The organism is Gemmobacter denitrificans, assembly GCF_036964905.1.
Classification (GTDB): Bacteria; Pseudomonadota; Alphaproteobacteria; order Rhodobacterales; family Rhodobacteraceae; genus Gemmobacter; species Gemmobacter denitrificans.
This window is the reverse complement of sequence record NZ_JBALHR010000003.1, coordinates 222,964-241,408: the sequence shown is the minus strand read 5'-3', so window position 1 is coordinate 241,408 and position 18,445 is coordinate 222,964. Positions and strand designations below refer to the sequence as shown.

Annotated in this window: 15 protein-coding genes; 9 read left to right on the top strand and 6 right to left on the bottom strand. The window is 66.0% G+C overall.

Annotated elements, in window-relative coordinates:
• Window positions 1-36: 36 nt before the first annotated feature.
• The 3 genes from V6590_RS06890 to V6590_RS06880 are packed head-to-tail and all read left to right on the top strand — an operon-like array spanning window position 37 to window position 4,074.
• Window positions 37-798 (top strand): LamB/YcsF family protein, encoded by a 762-nt coding sequence (locus V6590_RS06890; RefSeq protein ID WP_335421255.1) that lies wholly within the window; start codon window positions 37-39, stop codon window positions 796-798.
• 1 nt (window position 799) lies between these two features.
• Entirely contained in the window at window positions 800-2,353 is a 1,554-nt protein-coding gene (locus tag V6590_RS06885) for a 5-oxoprolinase subunit B/C family protein (protein WP_335421253.1), read from the top strand.
• Window positions 2,353-4,074, top strand: coding sequence for an acetyl/propionyl/methylcrotonyl-CoA carboxylase subunit alpha (locus V6590_RS06880; RefSeq protein ID WP_335421251.1), 1,722 nt, complete (start codon window positions 2,353-2,355; stop codon window positions 4,072-4,074). Before V6590_RS06885 ends, V6590_RS06880 begins: the two co-directional genes overlap by 1 nt.
• On the opposite strand, the gene V6590_RS06875 is transcribed toward V6590_RS06880, so the two are convergent.
• Window positions 4,075-5,124 carry a Glu/Leu/Phe/Val dehydrogenase dimerization domain-containing protein gene (locus tag V6590_RS06875; RefSeq protein ID WP_335421249.1) on the bottom strand — a complete coding sequence of 350 codons (1,050 nt, stop codon included), beginning with the start codon at window positions 5,122-5,124 and terminating at the stop codon, window positions 4,075-4,077.
• Between the two features lie 155 nt (window positions 5,125-5,279).
• Here V6590_RS06875 and V6590_RS06870 point away from each other — a divergent pair, with 155 nt between their 5' ends.
• Complete coding sequence (locus tag V6590_RS06870; protein WP_335421247.1) at window positions 5,280-5,732, top strand: Lrp/AsnC family transcriptional regulator; 453 nt, start codon at window positions 5,280-5,282, stop codon at window positions 5,730-5,732.
• 60 nt (window positions 5,733-5,792) lie between these two features.
• On the top strand, window positions 5,793-6,392 hold the full coding sequence (locus V6590_RS06865) for a FecR domain-containing protein (protein WP_335421245.1): 600 nt from the start codon (window positions 5,793-5,795) through the stop codon (window positions 6,390-6,392).
• A 15-nt stretch (window positions 6,393-6,407) separates the two neighbouring features.
• On the opposite strand, the gene V6590_RS06860 is transcribed toward V6590_RS06865, so the two are convergent.
• Both V6590_RS06860 and V6590_RS06855 read right to left on the bottom strand, forming a co-directional pair.
• Entirely contained in the window at window positions 6,408-8,165 is a 1,758-nt protein-coding gene (locus tag V6590_RS06860; protein WP_335421243.1) for a CHASE2 domain-containing protein, read from the bottom strand.
• A complete protein-coding gene (locus V6590_RS06855; RefSeq protein WP_335421242.1) occupies window positions 8,162-8,863 on the bottom strand; it encodes a Crp/Fnr family transcriptional regulator in 702 nt (233 codons plus the stop codon). Before V6590_RS06855 ends, V6590_RS06860 begins: the two co-directional genes overlap by 4 nt.
• A gap of 152 nt (window positions 8,864-9,015) precedes the next feature.
• Here V6590_RS06855 and V6590_RS06850 point away from each other — a divergent pair, with 152 nt between their 5' ends.
• Window positions 9,016-10,908, top strand: a complete 1,893-nt coding sequence (locus tag V6590_RS06850) for a calcium-binding protein (RefSeq protein WP_335421240.1) — start codon at window positions 9,016-9,018, stop codon at window positions 10,906-10,908.
• Between the two features lie 59 nt (window positions 10,909-10,967).
• Here V6590_RS06850 and V6590_RS06845 read toward each other — a convergent pair whose 3' ends face one another.
• Entirely contained in the window at window positions 10,968-11,954 is a 987-nt protein-coding gene (locus V6590_RS06845) for an AraC family transcriptional regulator (RefSeq protein WP_335421238.1), read from the bottom strand.
• A 181-nt stretch (window positions 11,955-12,135) separates the two neighbouring features.
• On the opposite strand from V6590_RS06845, the gene V6590_RS06840 reads away from it, so the two are divergent.
• From V6590_RS06840 to V6590_RS06830, 3 genes are all read left to right on the top strand, one after another.
• Window positions 12,136-12,909: an SDR family oxidoreductase gene (locus V6590_RS06840; RefSeq protein WP_335421237.1), complete on the top strand. Its 774-nt coding sequence runs from the start codon at window positions 12,136-12,138 to the stop codon at window positions 12,907-12,909.
• Window positions 12,910-13,002: 93 nt separating this feature from the next.
• Window positions 13,003-14,232: a styrene monooxygenase/indole monooxygenase family protein gene (locus V6590_RS06835; protein ID WP_335421235.1), complete on the top strand. Its 1,230-nt coding sequence runs from the start codon at window positions 13,003-13,005 to the stop codon at window positions 14,230-14,232.
• A 1-nt stretch (window position 14,233) separates the two neighbouring features.
• Complete coding sequence (locus V6590_RS06830; protein ID WP_335421233.1) at window positions 14,234-14,725, top strand: flavin reductase family protein; 492 nt, start codon at window positions 14,234-14,236, stop codon at window positions 14,723-14,725.
• 30 nt (window positions 14,726-14,755) lie between these two features.
• On the opposite strand, the gene V6590_RS06825 is transcribed toward V6590_RS06830, so the two are convergent.
• Both V6590_RS06825 and V6590_RS06820 read right to left on the bottom strand, forming a co-directional pair.
• The gene (locus V6590_RS06825; protein ID WP_335421231.1) at window positions 14,756-16,300 is read right to left on the bottom strand and encodes an indolepyruvate oxidoreductase subunit beta family protein; all 1,545 of its coding nucleotides are present in this window, start codon (window positions 16,298-16,300) and stop codon (window positions 14,756-14,758) included.
• Entirely contained in the window at window positions 16,297-18,441 is a 2,145-nt protein-coding gene (locus V6590_RS06820) for a thiamine pyrophosphate-dependent enzyme (RefSeq protein WP_335421229.1), read from the bottom strand. Before V6590_RS06820 ends, V6590_RS06825 begins: the two co-directional genes overlap by 4 nt.
• Window positions 18,442-18,445: the final 4 nt, after the last annotated feature.

The window sequence follows — 18,445 nt, the reverse complement described above, 5'->3', positions numbered from 1 at the left end:
GTTCGGGGGGACAACAGCGCAGCAGCCGGGGGAAACATGGCAAGCATCGACCTGAACAGCGATCTGGGCGAAAGCTTCGGCGCATGGCGCATGGGGGATGACGCCGCCATGCTGGGGGTCGTCAGTTCTGCCAATATCGCCTGCGGGTTTCATGCTGGCGATCCTACCGGGCTCCTTTCCACCCTGCGGGCTGCGGCTGCGGCAGGGGTCGCCGTTGGTGCCCATGTCAGCTATCCTGATCGGGTGGGTTTCGGGCGCCGGGCGATGGATGTGGCCCCCGATGACCTGATGGCCGATGTGATCTATCAGATCGGCGCGCTGCAGGCGCTGGCACAGGTGGCAGGCACGCGGGTCAGCTATGTCAAACCGCATGGGGCGCTATACAACAGCATCGCAGCCGGGGGGGCGCAGGCAGCGGCCCTGATCACGGCGATCCGGGCGATTGATCCGGGGCTGGCTTTGGTAGGTCTGGCGGGCAGTGCCATTCTGGGCCAGGCCCGCGCGGCAGGATTGCGCGTTGTGGCCGAAGCATTTGCCGATCGCGCCTATCAGCCCACCGGGGCGCTGGTGTCGCGGCGCGAACGCGGCGCGGTGCTGCATGATCCCGATCTGATCGCCGAACGCATGGTGCATCTGATCCAGACCGGGCAGATCACCGCCCATGATGGCAGCGTGGTCGAACTGCATGCCGACAGCATCTGCGTGCATGGCGACAGCCCGGGCGCGGTGGCCATAGCCACCCGCCTGCGCGAAAGGTTGCGAGAGGAAGGCATCATCATTGCCCCATTCACCCACTGAGATGCGGTTCTTGCCCATCGGTCCCCGCAGTCTTCTGGTCGAATTGCCCGATCTGGCGGCAGCGCTTGCGCTGTTCGATGCCCTGACCCTGGCCGCGCTGCCCGAAGTTGCGGAACTGATCCCGGCGGCGCAAACGCTGCTGGTGCGCTGCCATCCCGGCACCCATGCCGATGCCGCATTGGCCGCGCGCATCCGCGCCCTGCCCCCCGCGCCACCGCGCAGAGAGAGGTCTGCGCCTGCCGTTGAGATCCCGGTCACCTATGATGGCGCGGATCTGGCCGAAGTGGCGGGGCTGATGGGGTTGGATGTGGCGGGCGTCATCGCCGCCCATCAGGCGGCGCGCTGGACGGTGGCCTTTTGCGGCTTTGCCCCGGGTTTCGCCTATCTGACCTGTGATGATCCGCGCTTTGACCTGCCGCGACGTGCCAGCCCGCGCCCGCGCATCCCGGCGGGATCGGTGGCGCTGGCCGGGCAGTTTGGCGGGGTCTATCCGCAGGCCAGCCCAGGCGGTTGGCAGTTGATCGGCACCACCACCCTGCCGATGTGGGACCCGGACCGCGATCCGCCCGCCTTGCTGGCCCCCGGGCAAGAGGTGCGCTTTGTGGCCCGCGCCCACATGACCACCGCTGGCACATCGCCCCGACCGGCACCGCAGGCCGCGCAGAAGGGGCTGCATGTCCTGTCTGCCGCTTTCCCTTTGCTGGTGCAGGATGCCGGGCGCAGCGGGCAGGCCCATCTGGGGGTGGCACGGTCGGGCGCGCTTGATCTGCCCGCACTGCGCGCTGCCAATGCGCGGCTGGGGAATGCGCCCGATTTGCCCGCGCTGGAAATCACCCTTGGCCCCACAAGGCTGACGGTCGATGAACCCGCCACACTTGCATTGGCCGGGGCGGCTGACGCGGTCTGGATCGAAACCGCCACGCAGCGCCTGACCGTTGATCACGCCCGCCCCTTTGCGCTCGACCCCGGCGAGGTCTTGGCCATCGCCGCCCCCGCTGCCGGGATGCGCAGCTATCTGGCGCTGCGGGGCGGGTTTGACGTGCCACGGGTGCTGGGATCCGCCGCGACCGATACGCTTGCAGGCTTTGGCCCGCCTGCCCTGACGGCTGGATCAGTGCTGCCCTTTGCCCATACACCCGCCCGGGCCGTTGACCCCTTTTCCGCGCAGAACACCACGCTGCCGCGCCCCGGCGAACTGATCACGCTGCCCGTCACACTCGGCCCGCGCACCGACTGGTTCCCCGCCGATCAGGTTGCCAGCTTTCTGGCGCAGGATTGGCTGGTCACCGATCAGATGTCACGCAGCGGATTGCGGCTGCAGGGCACGGCGCTGACCCGCGCGCCCCGCGAATTGCCGTCAGAGGGAACCGACCCCGGGGCCATCCAGATCCCGCATTCCGGCCAACCGGTGCTTTTTCTGGCCGACCATCCGCTGACCGGGGGCTATCCGGTGATCGCGACCCTGCTGCCCGATGCCCTGGCGCTGGCCGGGCAAATCCCGCCCGGCGCCCGCATCCGCTTTGCTGCCGCCCGCCCCTTTGAGGTGATCGCCTGATGACCCTGTTCCATGACACCCCGCTGCGCCCGATCCGCCGCCTGTTGATCGCCAATCGTGGCGAAATCGCGCTGCGCATCCTGCGCGCCTGCCGGGATGAGGGCATCAGCCCGATTGCCGTCTATGCCGACCCGGATCGGGATGCCCTGTTCGTGCGGGCGGCTGATGAAGCCCATGCCTTGCAGGGGTCCAGCCCGGCTGAAACCTATCTGAATATCGACAAGCTGATCGCCATTGCGCGCAGCAACGGGGCCGATGCGGTGCATCCGGGCTATGGGTTCCTGTCGGAAAACGCAGCCTTTGCCCGCGCCGTGCAAGAGGCCGGTTTGATCTGGATCGGCCCCGACCCTTCGGTGATCGACAGGCTGGGCGACAAGCTGGCCGCGCGGGCGCTGGCCCAATCGGTCGGCGCGCCCTTGGCTGCGGGCAGCCCCGGCCCGGTCACAGCCATCGAGGCCCGCGCCTTTGCTGAAACCCATGGCCTGCCGGTGATCCTGAAGGCCGCGCATGGCGGCGGCGGGCGCGGCATGAAGGTCGTCTGGCGGCTGGAAGAGCTGGATGATCTGCATGCCTCGGCCACGCGCGAGGCGCAGTTGGCCTTTGGCCGATCCGAGGTATTTGTCGAACAGTTCCTGACCCGCCCCCGCCATATCGAGGCGCAGGTGCTGGCCGACCAACACGGCACCGTGAAGGTGCTGGGCACCCGCGATTGCAGTCTGCAGCGTCGCAATCAGAAGCTGGTGGAAGAGGCCCCGGCCCCATTTCTGCCGCCCGAGATGCGCGCCCGCATCCATCGCGCGGCGCAGGCGATCTGTGCCAAGGCTGGCTATAGTGGCGCTGGCACGGTGGAATTCCTGCTATCGGCCAACGGCACCCTGTCCTTTCTGGAGGTGAATACCCGCCTGCAGGTCGAACATCCGGTGACCGAGGAAACCACCGGAATCGACCTGGTCCGCGCCATGATCCGGGTGGCCCAAGGCGCGCGGCTGATGGATGACCACACGCCCGAACCGCGCGGCCACAGCATCGAATTTCGGATCAATGCCGAAGATCCGGGCCGCGGCTTTCTGCCCACGCCCGGCCTGATCACCCGCCTTGATCCGCCTTCTGGCCCCGGCATCAGGCTGGACAGCGGGGTGGCCACCGGCTGCATCGTGCCGGGGGATTACGATTCCCTGATGGCCAAGCTGATCGTGACCGGAGCCACCCGGACCGAGGCCCTGCAGCGCGCGGCGCGGGCCTTGGCCGAATTTCGCATCGAAGGCGTCGCATCGACCCTGCCCTTTCACCGCGCGGCCATCACTCACCCGGATTTCGCGGGTGAGTTCAAGGTGCATACCGGCTGGATCGAAACCGAAGGGCCGCTGATCGCCCCTGCACCACGCGTGACACCGGCCAGTGCCGCACCCTTGATCCGGCTGGCCATCGAACTGGATGGCAAGCGGCACGAACTGGGCCTGCCCCCCGGCCTGCTGACCGCAGCCCCGGTATCTGCACCGCCAGAGCCCGAGCCCGATGGCGTCACCGCGCCGGTTTCAGGGCGGCTGACACTCTGGCTGGTGGATGACGGTGCGGCAGTCCAGCCCGGCGATGCCATCGCGGTGATGGAGGCCATGAAGATGGAAACCCGGATCGAGGCCCCGGCCGCAGGCCGCATCACCCGGCTGGCCGAGGCAGGCACAGTGCTGGCACAGGGCGCAGCACTGGCCCGGATCGGCTGATCATTCGGCCGCCAGCCGCATCGCCCCGCCGGACAGGATTTCCTGCGCCAGCCGGTCGGCGGCGGTATGGGTTGGGATGTCCCGCTCCACCGCAAGATCCAGCACATCGCGGGTGGTGCGCTGGATCACGGTCGCCCGCGCCATCCGCTCGGCCATGGTCAGCCTTTCACCCGGCAACGGGATGCCCAGCACACCCCCGGCATTGACGACGTAATCCGGGCAATACAGCACGCCGCGCGCCTGCAGCCGGTCGCCATCCTGTGGGGTTTCAAGCTGGTTGTTGGCCGCCCCGGCCACCATGCGCGCGCCCAGTTCCGGGATCGTGCGGGCGTTCAGCCCGGCGCCCAAGGCACAGGGCGCATAGACATCGGCCTGCACGCGATGCGCTGTACCCGGCGCGACTGCCTCGGCCCCGAAGCGGGCCACAGCTTCGGCCACCGCCTGCGCATTCACATCGGTCACCACCAGCCGCGCCCCTGCAGCATGCAGACGCGCCGCCAGATCCATGCCGACCTTGCCCAGCCCCTCGACCACCACCTTTGCCCCGTCCATCGGCAGGCCCAGAACCTCCAGCCCGACCTCGATGCCATAGAAAGTGCCCAGCGCCGTGACGGGCGAGGGGTTGTCGTCCGGCCCGAAGCCCATGTTGCGCACATGGGCCGTTCGGCGGGCAATGATCTCCATATCCGCGGGGCTGGTATTGCTGTCCTCGGCAGTGATGTAGCGGCCATTCAGACCTTCGACAAAGGCCCCGAAGGCCTCCAGCAGCGCGGGGGTCTTGTCTTGGCGCGGATCGCCGATGATCACCGATTTGCCCCCCCCCAGCGGCAGCCCCGCCAGCGCATTCTTGTAGGACATGCCGCGCGACAGGCGCAGAACGTCGGTCAGGGCCTCGGCCTCGGACGTATAGGGCAGCATCCGGCAGCCGCCCAGGGCCGGGCCAAGCCTGGTGTCGTGAATGGCAATGATGGCGCGCAGACCGCTGGCCTTGTCATGGCAGAAGGCCACCGTTTCATGGCCGTCAAATTCGCTGTGGGTGAATACCTGCATCCCGTCCTCCCTTGGGTTGGATCAGGCTAGGGGGCACTGCGGGAAACAGGGTTGCGCATTTGGGCATGGGTGGCGCGACCTGCGCTTATTCCATCCTTGTCGATGCGACCAAAGTGAAACAAGATAGTCGCCATCAAGAAACATGGGTTCCCTTTATGGATGATTTTGATCGCCGCATCCTTCGGGTGATCCAGACAGAGCCCGATCTGACGATCCGCGATATCGCGGATCGTATCGGGCTAAGCCATTCGCCCTGCTGGAAGCGGATTCAGGCTCTTCAGGCGCGCGGCATCCTGCGCGGCAAGCGGTGGCAACTGGACCGCGAAGCCCTTGGTCTGGATGTCAGGGCCTGGTGTATTGTAAAGCTGAAAACCCATTCACAGCAGGGGCTTGAACAGTTCGAACGTGCCGCCCGCGCCCTGCCCGAGGTGATGACACTGGCCATCCTTGCAGGGAATGACGATTACCTTCTGGAAATCGTCGCCCCCAATCTGCGCAGCTTTGAAAGCCTGATCAAGGACAGCATCCTGCGCTTGCCTGGGGTCGATCAGGTATCGTCGCGCATCGCGTTGCGTGAACTGAAATCTGATGCCCCGTTCCCTCTGTAACAGCGAATCGTGCAGACAGGCGCATCCTGTGCCAAGCTGCGCCGAACCTGTGGAGGCCCCATGCACCCGACCCGTCGCCTGATCCTTGCTGCTCCTGCCCTGTTGCTGGCCACCCGCGCCTTGGCCGAAGTGGCCGTCGGCACCACGCGGGGCCTGACCGGCAGTGCCACGTTGACGCGTGGCGCAGCGCCCAAGGCGCTGATGCCTGCCGATCCCCTGATGGTTGGCGATACCGTGGCGACAGGGGCTGCCAGCACCGCGGCGCTGGAACTGTTCACCAGCACGCAGATCCAGCTTGGCCCCGAGGCGCAGTTCCTGATCGATCAATTCAGCGCCGATCTGGGCGGGGTCATCACCGTGGGCGGCCCCATGGTGTTTGACCGGCCCGACGATCTGCCAAAGCTCGATCTGACCGTGCAATCGGCCTTTGCCCAGATCGGCGTGCGCGGAACCCGGTTCTTCGCCGGGCCACTGAACGGCACCTTCAGCGTCTTTGTCCAGCGCGGGCGCGTCAGCGTGCAGGCCGCAGGCGAAAGCCGGGAACTGGGTGCCGGTGACGGGCTTGATATTGCGGCAGCCGGGGCCGCGCCCGGACCGGTGGGACAGTGGAAGGCTCCGCGCATCGCGGCGGCCTTTGCCCTTGTGGGGCTGACGCCCTGAACCCGCACGACGCAGTCAGCCGCCAAAGACCGTCAGCCTGCCAAAGCTGCGCACCTCGATTTCGCCCAAGGGAACAAGACCCAGTCTGCGACCCAATTCCGGGCCTGCGCAAATCTGGGTGCCAAACTGCTTGTTCACCTCTTGCAGCCGCGCGGCAAGGTTCACGGCAGCACCATGAGCGGTATAGTCGATCTTGCCGCCAAACCCGACATCACCCAGCACCGCCTGCCCGACCTCCAGCCCGATCCGCGTGCGACCAAACCCGCCATGCGCGGCCCGAAACGCCTCGGTCGCGGACAGGATTTCGCGGGCGCAGGCCAGGGCTGCGGCCTCATGCCCCGGTTGATCCAGCGGTGCGTTGAACAGGGCATGGATGGAATCGCCCACCAGCTTGTCAATCATCCCGCCGTGGCGCAGCACGATGGCGCAGGTCAGGGTAAAATAGGCATCCAGCCGCGCCACCATTTCGCGCGGGCCCATTTCGGCAGTTGCGATCGAAAACCCTTCGATATCGGTGAACAGGGCGGTGATTTCCCGCGCCTCCCCCTCCAGCCGCAACAGGCCCGGATTGGCGGCCACCCGCGCCACCAGCGCCGCGGGCATCACCTGCCCCATCCGTGCCCGCAGGGCGCGCTCCGCCCGGGCGGCCAACGTGGCGCGGGCCACCAGCGCGGCCAGCAGCACCAGCAGCAGCGCGAGCCCCGGCGTAACCGGATCGACGAGCCAGCCCCCGGCATGCCACAGGGTCAGCGCGCCCGCGGCCCAAAGCCCCGCTGCCGCCAGACAGCCCGCTGCCGCCAGAGCCGGGCGCAGCCGCGCCATCATCGCAAACCCGGCAAGCCCGGCCAGCAGCACAAAGCCGGCCTCCAGCCATGCGGCCCAACCGGCGCGCGCGGGCAGGTGGCCACTGACCAGACCTTCAACCGCATCGGCCATGATCTGCACCGAAGGCGCAACCGGGCTGGCGGCGGTCGGGCGCAGCCCACCACGCTGCGGCAGGCTTGATCCCACCAGCACCATGGCCCCGTGCGGCAGATCGGCCCGCCCGGCCAGCAGTTCGGCCGCATCGACCCGCCGCGCCGCCCAGATGGCAGGGGGTGATGGCTGGATGCGCAAACTGCCCCCCTCTGCCACAAACCCCTGCGTAGCGATGCGCAGCCAGCCCGGCCCGGCCAGCACCTGACCGCCCCCCACAGCCGCCGCCAGCGCCACCGGCAGCGAGGCCTGTGCCACCCCATCCACCGCCACCCCGACCGGCACCCGGCGCACAAGCGCATCGGCATCACCCATCAGCACCATCGCAGCCCTTTGCCCCGGCAAGCTGTCGCAGGGCAGATCGGACCCTTCCGCCTGCCACAGCTCCGCCCCCCCTGCGACAGCCAGATGCGGATCGGGCAGCGGCGGGCCACGCCGATCAGTCAGCAGAAATCCCAGCACTGCCGGAAGTGCCTGCAGACCGCGCGCAAGTGCGGCGGTTTCGGGCCTGTCGCAACTGCCCGCAAACAGCAGATCAAACCCCACGACGCGCGGCTGCGACGCGGCAATCCGGGCGGACAGCCGGGCGGTCGAAATGCGATCCCAGACCCGGCCCAGATCATCCTGCGCGCCGATATCGACCACCACCGCCCGCCGGTCAGGCAACAGGGGCAGCGCCAGCAGCACCCGGTCGAACACCCGTTCCTGCCATAGCCGCAGGCCCTCGGGCGGGCGGGCAAAGATCAGCGCCAAAGCCAGCACTGCCCCCAGAACCGCCAGCGCCCAGCCGCGTTTCATGCCGCAGGGTCCGCCGCCTGCAGCAGCGCGGCCACCGCGACCTGCCAATCTTCCCCCTGTCGGGTGATGGCCCCCGCCTCTTGCAGCGATTGCAGCGCCCGGTTCACCTTGGGGCGGCTGGCCCCCAGCACGGCGGCCAGTTCACCCTGACTGATTTCAAACCGCAATACAGCATGGTCGGGCAGATCATCGCCATTGATCTGGCGCAGGGTGAACAGCAGGAAGCGCGCCAGCCGCGCCTCAAGCTGATACAACGCGATACCTTCCAGCTGTTCGGTGGTTTCGCGCAGGCGCCGACAGAAATAGCGCGCAGCCGCCATGCCCAGTTCGGGATGGGCCGCGGCCAGGGCGGCAAAGCGCGCGCGATCCAGCACCCAGCCGGTTGTCGCCGCCACGGCCATGGCATCGGCGGAACGCGGATCACCATCGACAAGGGCAAATTCGCCCAGGGTATCGCCCGGTTCGGCATGGCGCAGGATCAGTTCGCGCCCCTGGGGCGTCAGCAATGTCAGCTTCACCCGACCGGATGCCAGTGCCACCATCCAATCCCCGGGATCGCCACGCTGGAACAGCAGCTCGCCCGCATGCCAACTGCGCCGCTGCGCCATCCCGGCCAAAGCCGCCAGCGCCTCATCGCCCAGACCTGAGAACAGATCGAAGGACCGCCAGAAGGATGGCTTTGGTGATGTGGGCTCCATTCCCCGCTCCCTTGCTCGGCTCGGGCCATGCTGCGCGAGAAAACCCCACCGCCGCAAGCCTGTTCCACCGGGAACAGCGCAGGGCCGCCACATCCGGCACAACAGACCCATGAAGACGACCAAACCCCAACCCTGACAGAAGGATCAAGATCATGGCTGACATCATCGGCTCCAACAGCACCACCATCGGTGACATCCTGGATGACCGCTTCACCTTCGGTGTGCCCGGCTTCCGCAATGACAAGATTTCACTGCTGGCTGGCAATGACCGTGCGCTCATCACCGATGGCAATGACACAGTGTTCGCAGGCACCGGCAATGACATCATAGAGGATGGCGCGATGCCGCTGATCGGATCGGGCGATGACTCGATCCTTGGTGAAGGCGGCAATGACACGATCATCGCTGGCGAAGGCCGCGACACGATCGATGGCGGCACCGAAACCGATCTGGTGGATTACAGCCGCTCCACCGCCGGCGTGAATGTGGATCTGACGCGCACCGGCGCGCAAAGTGGCGGCTTTGCCCAGGGCGATGTGCTGCGCCAGATCGAAAACATCACCGGCAGCGGCTTCAACGACACCATTGCTGGCAATAGCGAAAACAACCAGATCACCGGCGGAGCCGGGCGTGACAATCTGTCGGGTCGCGGCGGCATCGACCGCATCTTTGGCGGCAGCGGCAACGACACCATCTCGGGCGGATCGGAAAATGACCGTCTGGAAGGCGAGGCCGGCAATGACAGCATCTCGGGCGACAGCGGCCGCGACAACCTGTTCGGCGGAGATGGCCATGACACCCTGAAAGGCGGCACCGAGGGCGATTTCATCAGCGGCGGGGCCAATAATGACCGGCTGGAAGGTGAAGATGGCAATGACACCCTGAATGGCGGCAGCAATGACGACCTGATCTTCGGCGGCATCGGCGACGATTCGATCACCGGCGATGTCGGGAATGACACTGTCGATGGTGGCGCGGGTGCCGACCGGATCGATCTGGGTCAGGGCAATGATCTGATGCGCCTGACCAGCGCCCGTGAAGCCGATTTCATCAATGGCGGCTTTGCCGGCTCTGACACCATCGACTTCACCGCCCTGACCCAGCGGTTTGTGCTTGTGGGGCAGGTGAATACCATCGGCGTGAACGGCCGGTTCGGCGCGGTGCAATACACAGGGTTTGAAAATGTGATCGGAACCGGCAATGCCGATGCGATCACCGGGGACACGGCGGCGAATATGCTCGATGGCGCAAATGGCAATGACAGGCTGCTGGGCCTGGGTGGGGCCGACACGCTGAAGGGCGGCGAAGGGCTTGATACGCTTGAAGGTGGCGATGGCGTGGACAGCCTGCTGGGCGGCAATCACAATGACCAGATTTTCGGTGGCAACGAAGGCGACCGCCTGCTGGGCGAGGCGGGTGCAGACCGGCTGAATGGCGATGCAGGCAACGACACGCTGTCCGGCGGCACCGAGAATGACACGATGAGCGGTGGCAATGATGCCGATCTGATGTCGGGCGGCACCGGAAATGACGTGATGGCGGGTGATGCGGGCATCGACACGATGAACGGGGATGCCGGCAATGACACCATGACCGGCGGCACCGGCAACGATACGATGAATGGCGGGACCGAAAACGACCGGATCGACGGCGGCGCAGACAACGACCTGCTGCGCGGCGATGGTGGCAATGACACGATCATCGGCGGGACGGGCAGCGACACGATGGATGGCGGCACTGGTGCGGATACCTTCGTGTTCCTCACGACCGCCGACTCGGTCAACTCGCTTTCGGCAACCGACCGCATCACCCGGTTCGAGATCGGTCAGGACAAGATCGACCTGTCGGCCATCGGGCTGGACGGCGATGCCGAGTTCCACATGCCTCTGGTGGCGGATGGGGCCGGGGCGATCCTGACCACACTGATCGGCGGCGCGACGGTGGTCAGCGTCTTCACCAACAACGATGCCGCCCCCGATCTTGTGTTCCAGATCGACGCGCTGACCGGTGGAACGGCGCTGACCGAGGCTGACTTCCTGTTCTGATCCCCTCTGACAGGCAGTCGCAGCCCCCGGCCCCGCAAAGGGCCGGGGGTTTTTCATGGTCAGTCCTGATAGCCCGCGCCAAGCGCCGCGCGCAGCGTGTCGCGCGGGTTCAGGCCAAAGCGCGCCTTGTAGCTTTCGGCAAAGCGGCCGAAATGCTGAAACCCCCATCGCAGGGCCACGCCCGTCACTGTGCAGCCAGGCCCCGCGGCCATCAGATCGGCATGGGCACGCAGCAACCGCTGATCGCGCCAAAAGCCGAGCGGTGTCATGTCGCGATGCTGGCGGAAGGCCAGTTGCAGCCCGCGTGCCGAAGTGCCTGCCGCCTGCGCGATCTGGTCCAGCGTCAACGGCTGATCAAGATGCGCCTCGATGAAGTTCTCTGCCAGACGCAGATGGCGCGGGCGCGGTGCGGCGCGGCGACGGCCCAGATGCGCGGCATGGTCATGGCGGTGGCTGTCCAGAAGGCCTGACAGGATCGTCGCCTCCAGCTGTCGCCCCATCAACCCCTGCAGGGGGGCGGCCCCGGCATCGGCTTCGGCGACCAGCCACAGCACCAGCCGACGCAGCGCCGCACCGGCACCCTGTGTCAGATCCAGCGCACCGTGAAAGGTCAGCGGATGATCGGGCATCGCGCTAAGCTGCGTCGCCAGATGCGCCTGCATCGCGGCCCGGTCGATCCGCAACAGCACCTGACGCGTGCCCTCTTCCCAGATCATCGTCGTGGGCTGATGTGGATTGAGCACCGCTGCCCGGCGCGGATCGCTGACATAACGCTCTGCCCCGTGCGAAATGGCTGCCGCCCCAGACAGCGGGATCTGCACCAGATAAAACCCGCCCAGCTCGCCCGGGGAAATCACGGTCTTGGCCCCATATTCGATATAGTTCAGCGACAGCCGCGCCCCGGGCAGATGATGCTGCCGGGCCGCGAACTGGCCGTGCAGCACATCCAGACGGTGATCGCAGAACACCCGCGCCACACGGTCCCGCGCCTCATCCAGATCGCGGCTTTCAAACAGAAGATGCGCTGCCAATGGCCTTGGGTCCATGTCCGTCCCCGTGGTCCGATCCTTAGTCCTGCGGCAGTCAGCCTATCACAGGCGCATGACAGCGGGCGGCCCGCGCATCGATTTTTTCGTTTTGCGGATAGTGCCCGCCTTTACCGGATAGCGCCCGCACCCGGCAGGCCGGACCATCCTTGAAATTCAAAACAAAACAGGGAGCGGCGCGATGCGCGGATTGCAAGGCAAGGTGGCGATCATTCCGGGGGGGCTGACCAAGATCGGTCAGGCGGTGGTGGATCGGCTGCGGGCAGAGGGGTGCCGGGTGATGGTGGCCGATCTGGCCGATTCGGGCGCTGCTGCCGAAGATCTGGCCTATGCCCGTTGCGACCTGCAAAGCGATGACGAGATCGCGGCTCTGGTAGCGGCCACTTTGGCCCGCTGGGGCCGGATCGACTTTCTGGTGAACGTCGCCTGTTCCTATCTGGATGATGGCGCAAACAGCCCCCGCGCCGATTGGCTGAAGGCGCTGGACGTGAACCTTGTGGGCTCGGTCATGCTGATGCAGGCGGCGCGGGCGGAACTGGCGCGGAACAAGGGGGCGATTGTCAATTTCGGGTCCATCTCGTCGCGCGTGGCGCAGACCGGGCGTTGGCTTTACCCGGTATCGAAGGCCGCGATCCTGCAGTTGACGCGCAATCAGGCCATGGACCTGGCACCGGACGGCATCCGGGTGAACGCCGTATCCCCCGGCTGGACATGGTCGAACATCATGGATCAGCTGACCGGGGGGGACCGCGCCAAGACCGATGCCGTCGCGGCGCCGTTTCACCTTCTGGGCCGGGTGGGTGACCCGGAAGAAGTGGCCAGCGCCGTGGCCTTCCTTTTGTCGGATGAGGCAAGCTTCATCACCGGCACCGATATCCGGGTGGATGGTGGCTACACCACCATGGGGCCGGAACAGGCAGAGTCGGCCATTCCGAAACTGATGGCCCCGAACTGAAAGCGCCAAGGCAACCAGCTTTGCGCGGGGTGTCCGCGTCGGATGCCTCCGGCGGGGATATTTGATCCAAGATAGCGACAGGGAGAAGAAACGATGCGGAAAATCACAATCATCGGCGGCGGACAATCGGGATTGCAGCTGGGGATCGGGTTGTTGCAGGCCGGGCATCAGGTGCGGATCGTCCAGAACCGCGATGCGGCAGACATTGCGTCCGGGCGGGTATTGTCCAGCCAGTGCATGTTCGATCAGGCCGTACAGAACGAACGCGATCTGGGCATTGATTTCTGGGCAGACACCTGCCCGCCGGTGGAGGGCATCGCCTTTGCCGTTCCGGCCCCAGATGGCAGTGGCAAGGTAATCGACTGGGCGGGGCGGCTGGACAGGCCGGCCTATTCGGTGGATCAGCGGGTGAAAGTACCGCGCTGGATGGCAGAGTTCACCCGGCTGGGCGGCCAGATGGTGATCGCCGATGCCGGGATCGCCGAACTTGAACACTATACCCGCAGCGATGATCTGGTCATCGTTGCATCGGGCAAGGGCGAAATCGGCAAGCTTTTCGCCCGGGATGCCGCGAAATCGGCCTATGACAAGCCGATGCGGGCGCTGGCACTGACCTATGTGACAGGGATGGAGCCGCGGGCCGAACATTCGGCCGTAAACTTCAACCTGATCCCCGGCGTGGGCGAATATTTCGTCTTTCCGGCCCTGACAACCTCTGGCCCCTGCGAGATCATGGTGTTCGAAGGTATCCCCGGCGGCCCGATGGATTGCTGGGCCGAGGTGAAGACGCCGGAACAGCATCTGGCCATGTCAAAGCGCATCCTCGACACCTACCTGCCATGGGAGGCCGAGCGCTGTCGCAACATCGCGCTGAGCGATGACAATGGCATCCTTGCCGGCCGCTTTGCCCCGACGGTGCGCCATCCCGTTGCCACGCTTCCGTCCGGGCGCAAGGTGCTGGGGCTGGGTGATGCGGTCTGCCTGAACGATCCGATCACCGGGCAGGGATCGAACAATGCCAGCAAGGCGGCGGCGATCTATCTGCGGCGGATCCTGGCCCATGGCGACCGCACCTTTGACGAGGCCTGGATGCAGGGCACCTTCGATGCCTATTGGGATTACGCGCAATGGGTGGTTGGCTGGACCAACATGATGCTGCTGCCACCGCCGCCCTTCATCCTGAACATCATGGGCACCGCCTGTATCGAGCCGCGGCTGGCCCGTCGCATCGCCAATGGTTTCAACGATCCGCGCGATTTCTTTCCGTGGTTTGCCGATCCCGCCGCAGCCGAGGCCTATCTGGACGATCTGAAGGCGGCCTGAGATGAGCGTGATCGACCCCGCCGCCTTTCGCGCTGCCATGGGCCGCTTTCCCAGTGCGGTGACGATCGTCACCACCGGGCAAGGGGCAGACTGGCGCGGCATCACCGCCACCGCCGTCTGTTCGGTAACAGCCGATCCGCCCAGCCTTCTGGTCTGCCTGAACCGGGCGACCGGCACCTGTGCCATGCTGCGCGACAGCGGGCGCTTTGCGGTGAACCTGCTGGCCGAGGCAGATCAACCGCTCGCCCTGCGCTTTGCAGGTGCGGGCGGCGTGACAGGGGCCGAGAAATTCGCGCAGGGTGACTGGCAGGCAGATGCGGCCGGTGTGCCGGTTCTGTGCAGCGCGCTGGTTGCGCTGTCCTGCGCGGTGTCCGAGGTGATGGAGGCGGGCAGTCATACCGTCTTTATCGGAGAGATCACCGCCGCACGGGACGGCGACGGCCCGGCCCTGCTGTATGAACAACGAAGGTTCCACAGGCTGATGCCGTTGTGACGAAAGGCGCCCCGCGGGGCGCCTTTTGCATCAGGCAAAGCTGCGGATGGTCTGCAAGGCACCGTCCAGCGCCTTGCCCTCTTCATCCTGCAGGGCGGATTCGCGCAGGCGGCGGGCCCAGTCGGCGGCATCGGCCCGGCCTTGCACCAGCGCGATCCCTTGCAGAACCCGGTCAAACTTGGAAGTTCCGCGGGCATGGGTATCGGAATAACCCTTGATGAGCCGACGGCATTTCAGCACCTCGACCGCCAGATCGTAATCCGTTGCCAGAAGGTCGGTCGCCCGCGCCAGCCAGGCATCCAGATGCGCCATTTCCTGGGCATGGCGCAAGGTGCGCAATCGCCAGAACCGCAGCCCGCCCAGGACATACAGCATCAGGAAGCTGGGCAACGTATCGGTGCGCACCCGGCGGCCCTTGTTGAACCACCGTTCCAACCGCGCCATCCAGACCGGGCTGGCCTGCACCTTGCGCCCCAAGGCGGCGGGAAAAAGCCCCACGATTTCCTCTGGCCCCGGATGCATGAATTCCGTCAGCTGCAAAAGCCGGTCGTCCCTGGCCCCCATTTCCTTGCGGATCCGGGCAAAGCGCGCTGCACGGGTTTTCAGATCGGCAACCCGGATCACATCATCATAAGCCATGGCATTGGCCACATATTTCGCGGCCATGGTGGTAAAGGCGTAATCGCGCTCGGCCCGGTCTTGCCGCGCCAAGGCCTCAAGCCGGGCCAGATAATCGGCGGCATAATCCGGTCCCTGAAAATCGGTCACTTTCTGCAGGCCCGCCTGCGCCAGCGCTTGTGCGGCTGCGGGCAAACCAGCCAGCCGAGCCTCCAGCGCCGCCCAGACCGGCCGCAGATGATCGGGCACCAGAACCTTTGCCTTGCCCTCGGGCTTTTTATGCGCCGCCGGAGCCGAATGGCCCTGCGCTGCATCAAATCCCACTGCAAAGGCGCGCAGGCTGGCCTCGACCCCTTTGCCACTGGCCCGGATAGCCTCTTCAAAGGCCGCACGCGGGAAGGGCAGCGCCCCCGATCCTGCCAGACCGCCAAACAGGCTTGCCGAAATGACAGAGCCCGCGCCCACAGCCAACCGTTCAAAATCAGCCATGATCAGGCGCTGCGCCGCGATCTCCGCTGCCGCGCGCACTTCGTCGGACGATGCAATCCCATCGCCCGGCACCATCTTTTCCGAGACGGCCAGCGCGCGATGGGTCGAGGCGATCAGCACCGTCCGATCCGGCGTGACAAAGCCGCGCAGGATCGCACGGCCCGCCTCCATCATCTCTGCGGCGATCATCACATCAACATCGCCCGCCGCGGGGGCCAGCGAAAACACCGGCATCGGCCCGCCGGTCCATGGTGCCATTTCGACATAGTAGATCGTGGCCCCGGTGCGCTGCGCCACCCCGGCCACCGATGTCGCCTGTGCCGCATAGCCGTTGGCCCGGGCCAGATCCTCGATCCAGCCGGTCAGCACACCGCCGCCCTGCCCGCCCACGGCCAGTACCGCCAGCTTGATGATCTGACCCAGGGCTGCATCGGGCGCGCGGGGGGTAAAGCTGTCTTGCAGGGTCATGCGGGCTCTCCAAAGCGGATGCGTTTCGCGGCGCGGCGGGTTTGCAACCAGCCAATGACCCGGGCGCGGAAGGCGGCCCAGCGGGCCTCCCACCTTCCGGGGTTATGCACCACATCGGCCCGGTAAAAACTGGGGCACAGCACGGCGGCGTCTGCCACCTCGCCGCAATTGCCGCAGCCCACACAGGTCTGATCAATGCTGGCCACCGGGTCATCACGCAGCGGATCGTCCAGCCGCTTCAGCGACAACGAGGGGCAGCCCGACAGGCGGATACAGGCGTGATCCCCGGTGCAGACATCCTCATCCACGCCAAAGCGCGGGGCCTCGACCCGGCGGCCTTCCCGGATCGCCTGCGCGCGCAGTGGCTTTTCCCGCCGCTGTTTGTTCAGCATGCATTCGGATGAGGCGACAATGACCTTCGGCCCCTTTTCCGGCGTGGTCAGCGCCTCTTCAAAGATCGCGCGCAGCTTGGGCACATCATAGGTGCGATCGACATGGCGGATCCATGTCACCCCCACCCCTTCCAGCGCCTTGGGGATCGGATTGTTGGTCGCCTTGCTGGGATTTTTGGCCCGTGACGACAGCACATCCTGCCCCCCGGTCGCGGCGGAATAGAAGTTGTCCACCACCACGGCCACGGAATCCGATTTGTTGAACACCATATTGCCGATGGAGCTGGACAATCCGTTGTGCCAGAACCCGCCATCGCCCAGGATCGACAAGGGCCGCCGTTCCCCACCCCCGTCAAAGGCGGCATTGGCGGCGGGGCCCAGACCATAGCCCATGGTGGCGCCGCCGATTTCGAACGGGGGCAGCGATGCGAACAGGTGGCAGCCGATATCGGCGGTGATCTGCAGCTTGCCGGTCTTGCGCTGCGCCAGTTTCAGCGCGGCAAAGATCGGGCGTTCCGGGCAGCCGGTGCAGAACCCCGGCGGGCGGATCGGCACAGTCTGCGACAGGTCGGGGATGGCTGGCAGGGTAAAGTTCGGCGCACGCACCTGACCCGGCAGAATCTCGGGCGCTTCGGCCCTGAGAAAGGCACCGATCCCGTCCAGCAAGACCTGGCCCGTATATTCACCCGCCATCGGCAGCATGTCCTTGCCATGCAGGCGCACGGGGCTTTGCGCACGATAGAGATAGGTGGACAGCTGCTGTTCGATGAATTCGGGCTGGCCTTCCTCGATCACCAGAAGGGCGCGCTTGCCTGCGGCGAAGGCCAGAAATTCCGGCGCCACCAGCGGATAGGTGACATTGAGCACATAAAGCGGGATCTGGCTGTTGCCATGCAGATCGGCCAGTCCCAGCCGCTGCAGCGCCCGGATCGCGCTGTTATACATGCCCCCCTGCAGCACAAGGCCCACCGGGCCATCCGCGCCCATCCGTTCATTCAGGCCCTGCTCCACGATAAAGCGTTCGGCGGCGGGCCAGCGGTTGTTCACCTTGTCCTGTTCGTGCCGGTAGGACATCGGCGGCAGCACCACGCGGGCGAAATCCGATTGCGGGTTCGACAGCGCCGCACGGACCGAAAGCGGCGGCGGGCGGTTGTCACGGGTCTGGAAACTGCCGGTCACATGGCAGGACCGGATCCGCACCATCAACATGACCGGCGTATTGCTGGCCTCGGACAGGGCGAACCCGTCCCCGACCGCCTTGACGATGGACGGCAGATTGGGGCGCGGGTCCAGCAGCCAGAATTGCGATTTCATCGCAAAGGCATGGCTGCGCTCCTGCATGATGCTGGAGCCTTCGCCATAATCTTCGCCCACGATGATCAGCGCCCCGCCATTCACCCCCGAGGAAGCCAGATTGGCCAGCGCGTCCGAGGCAACATTGACGCCGACTGATCCCTTGAAGGTGACCGCACCGCGAATGGGGTAATGGACACTGGCCGCCAGCATCGCCGCCGCCGCTGCCTCATTCGCATTGGCCTCGAACCGGACCCCCAGTTCTGACAGAAGGTCTTCGGCATCGGCCAGAACATCCATCAGGTGGCTGATGGGTGCCCCCTGATAGCCGCCGACATAGCCCACGCCATTTTCCAGCAGTGCCTTTGTGATGGCCAGAATGCCTTCGCCGGTGAAGGTGGCCCCGGCACCCAGCCGCAGATGTTCCACCTCTGCCTTGAATGATCGTTCGGCCATCGGG

Coding starts and splice junctions, on each gene's coding strand:
- V6590_RS06890 (WP_335421255.1), top strand. CDS start 37: ATGGCAAGCATCGACCTGAACAGCGATCTGGGCGAAAGCTTCGGCGCA.
- V6590_RS06885 (WP_335421253.1), top strand. CDS start 800: ATGCGGTTCTTGCCCATCGGTCCCCGCAGTCTTCTGGTCGAATTGCCC.
- V6590_RS06880 (WP_335421251.1), top strand. CDS start 2,353: ATGACCCTGTTCCATGACACCCCGCTGCGCCCGATCCGCCGCCTGTTG.
- V6590_RS06875 (WP_335421249.1), bottom strand. CDS start 5,124: ATGCAGGTATTCACCCACAGCGAATTTGACGGCCATGAAACGGTGGCC.
- V6590_RS06870 (WP_335421247.1), top strand. CDS start 5,280: ATGGATGATTTTGATCGCCGCATCCTTCGGGTGATCCAGACAGAGCCC.
- V6590_RS06865 (WP_335421245.1), top strand. CDS start 5,793: ATGCACCCGACCCGTCGCCTGATCCTTGCTGCTCCTGCCCTGTTGCTG.
- V6590_RS06860 (WP_335421243.1), bottom strand. CDS start 8,165: ATGAAACGCGGCTGGGCGCTGGCGGTTCTGGGGGCAGTGCTGGCTTTG.
- V6590_RS06855 (WP_335421242.1), bottom strand. CDS start 8,863: ATGGAGCCCACATCACCAAAGCCATCCTTCTGGCGGTCCTTCGATCTG.
- V6590_RS06850 (WP_335421240.1), top strand. CDS start 9,016: ATGGCTGACATCATCGGCTCCAACAGCACCACCATCGGTGACATCCTG.
- V6590_RS06845 (WP_335421238.1), bottom strand. CDS start 11,954: ATGGACCCAAGGCCATTGGCAGCGCATCTTCTGTTTGAAAGCCGCGAT.
- V6590_RS06840 (WP_335421237.1), top strand. CDS start 12,136: ATGCGCGGATTGCAAGGCAAGGTGGCGATCATTCCGGGGGGGCTGACC.
- V6590_RS06835 (WP_335421235.1), top strand. CDS start 13,003: ATGCGGAAAATCACAATCATCGGCGGCGGACAATCGGGATTGCAGCTG.
- V6590_RS06830 (WP_335421233.1), top strand. CDS start 14,234: ATGAGCGTGATCGACCCCGCCGCCTTTCGCGCTGCCATGGGCCGCTTT.
- V6590_RS06825 (WP_335421231.1), bottom strand. CDS start 16,300: ATGACCCTGCAAGACAGCTTTACCCCCCGCGCGCCCGATGCAGCCCTG.
- V6590_RS06820 (WP_335421229.1), bottom strand. CDS start 18,441: ATGGCCGAACGATCATTCAAGGCAGAGGTGGAACATCTGCGGCTGGGT.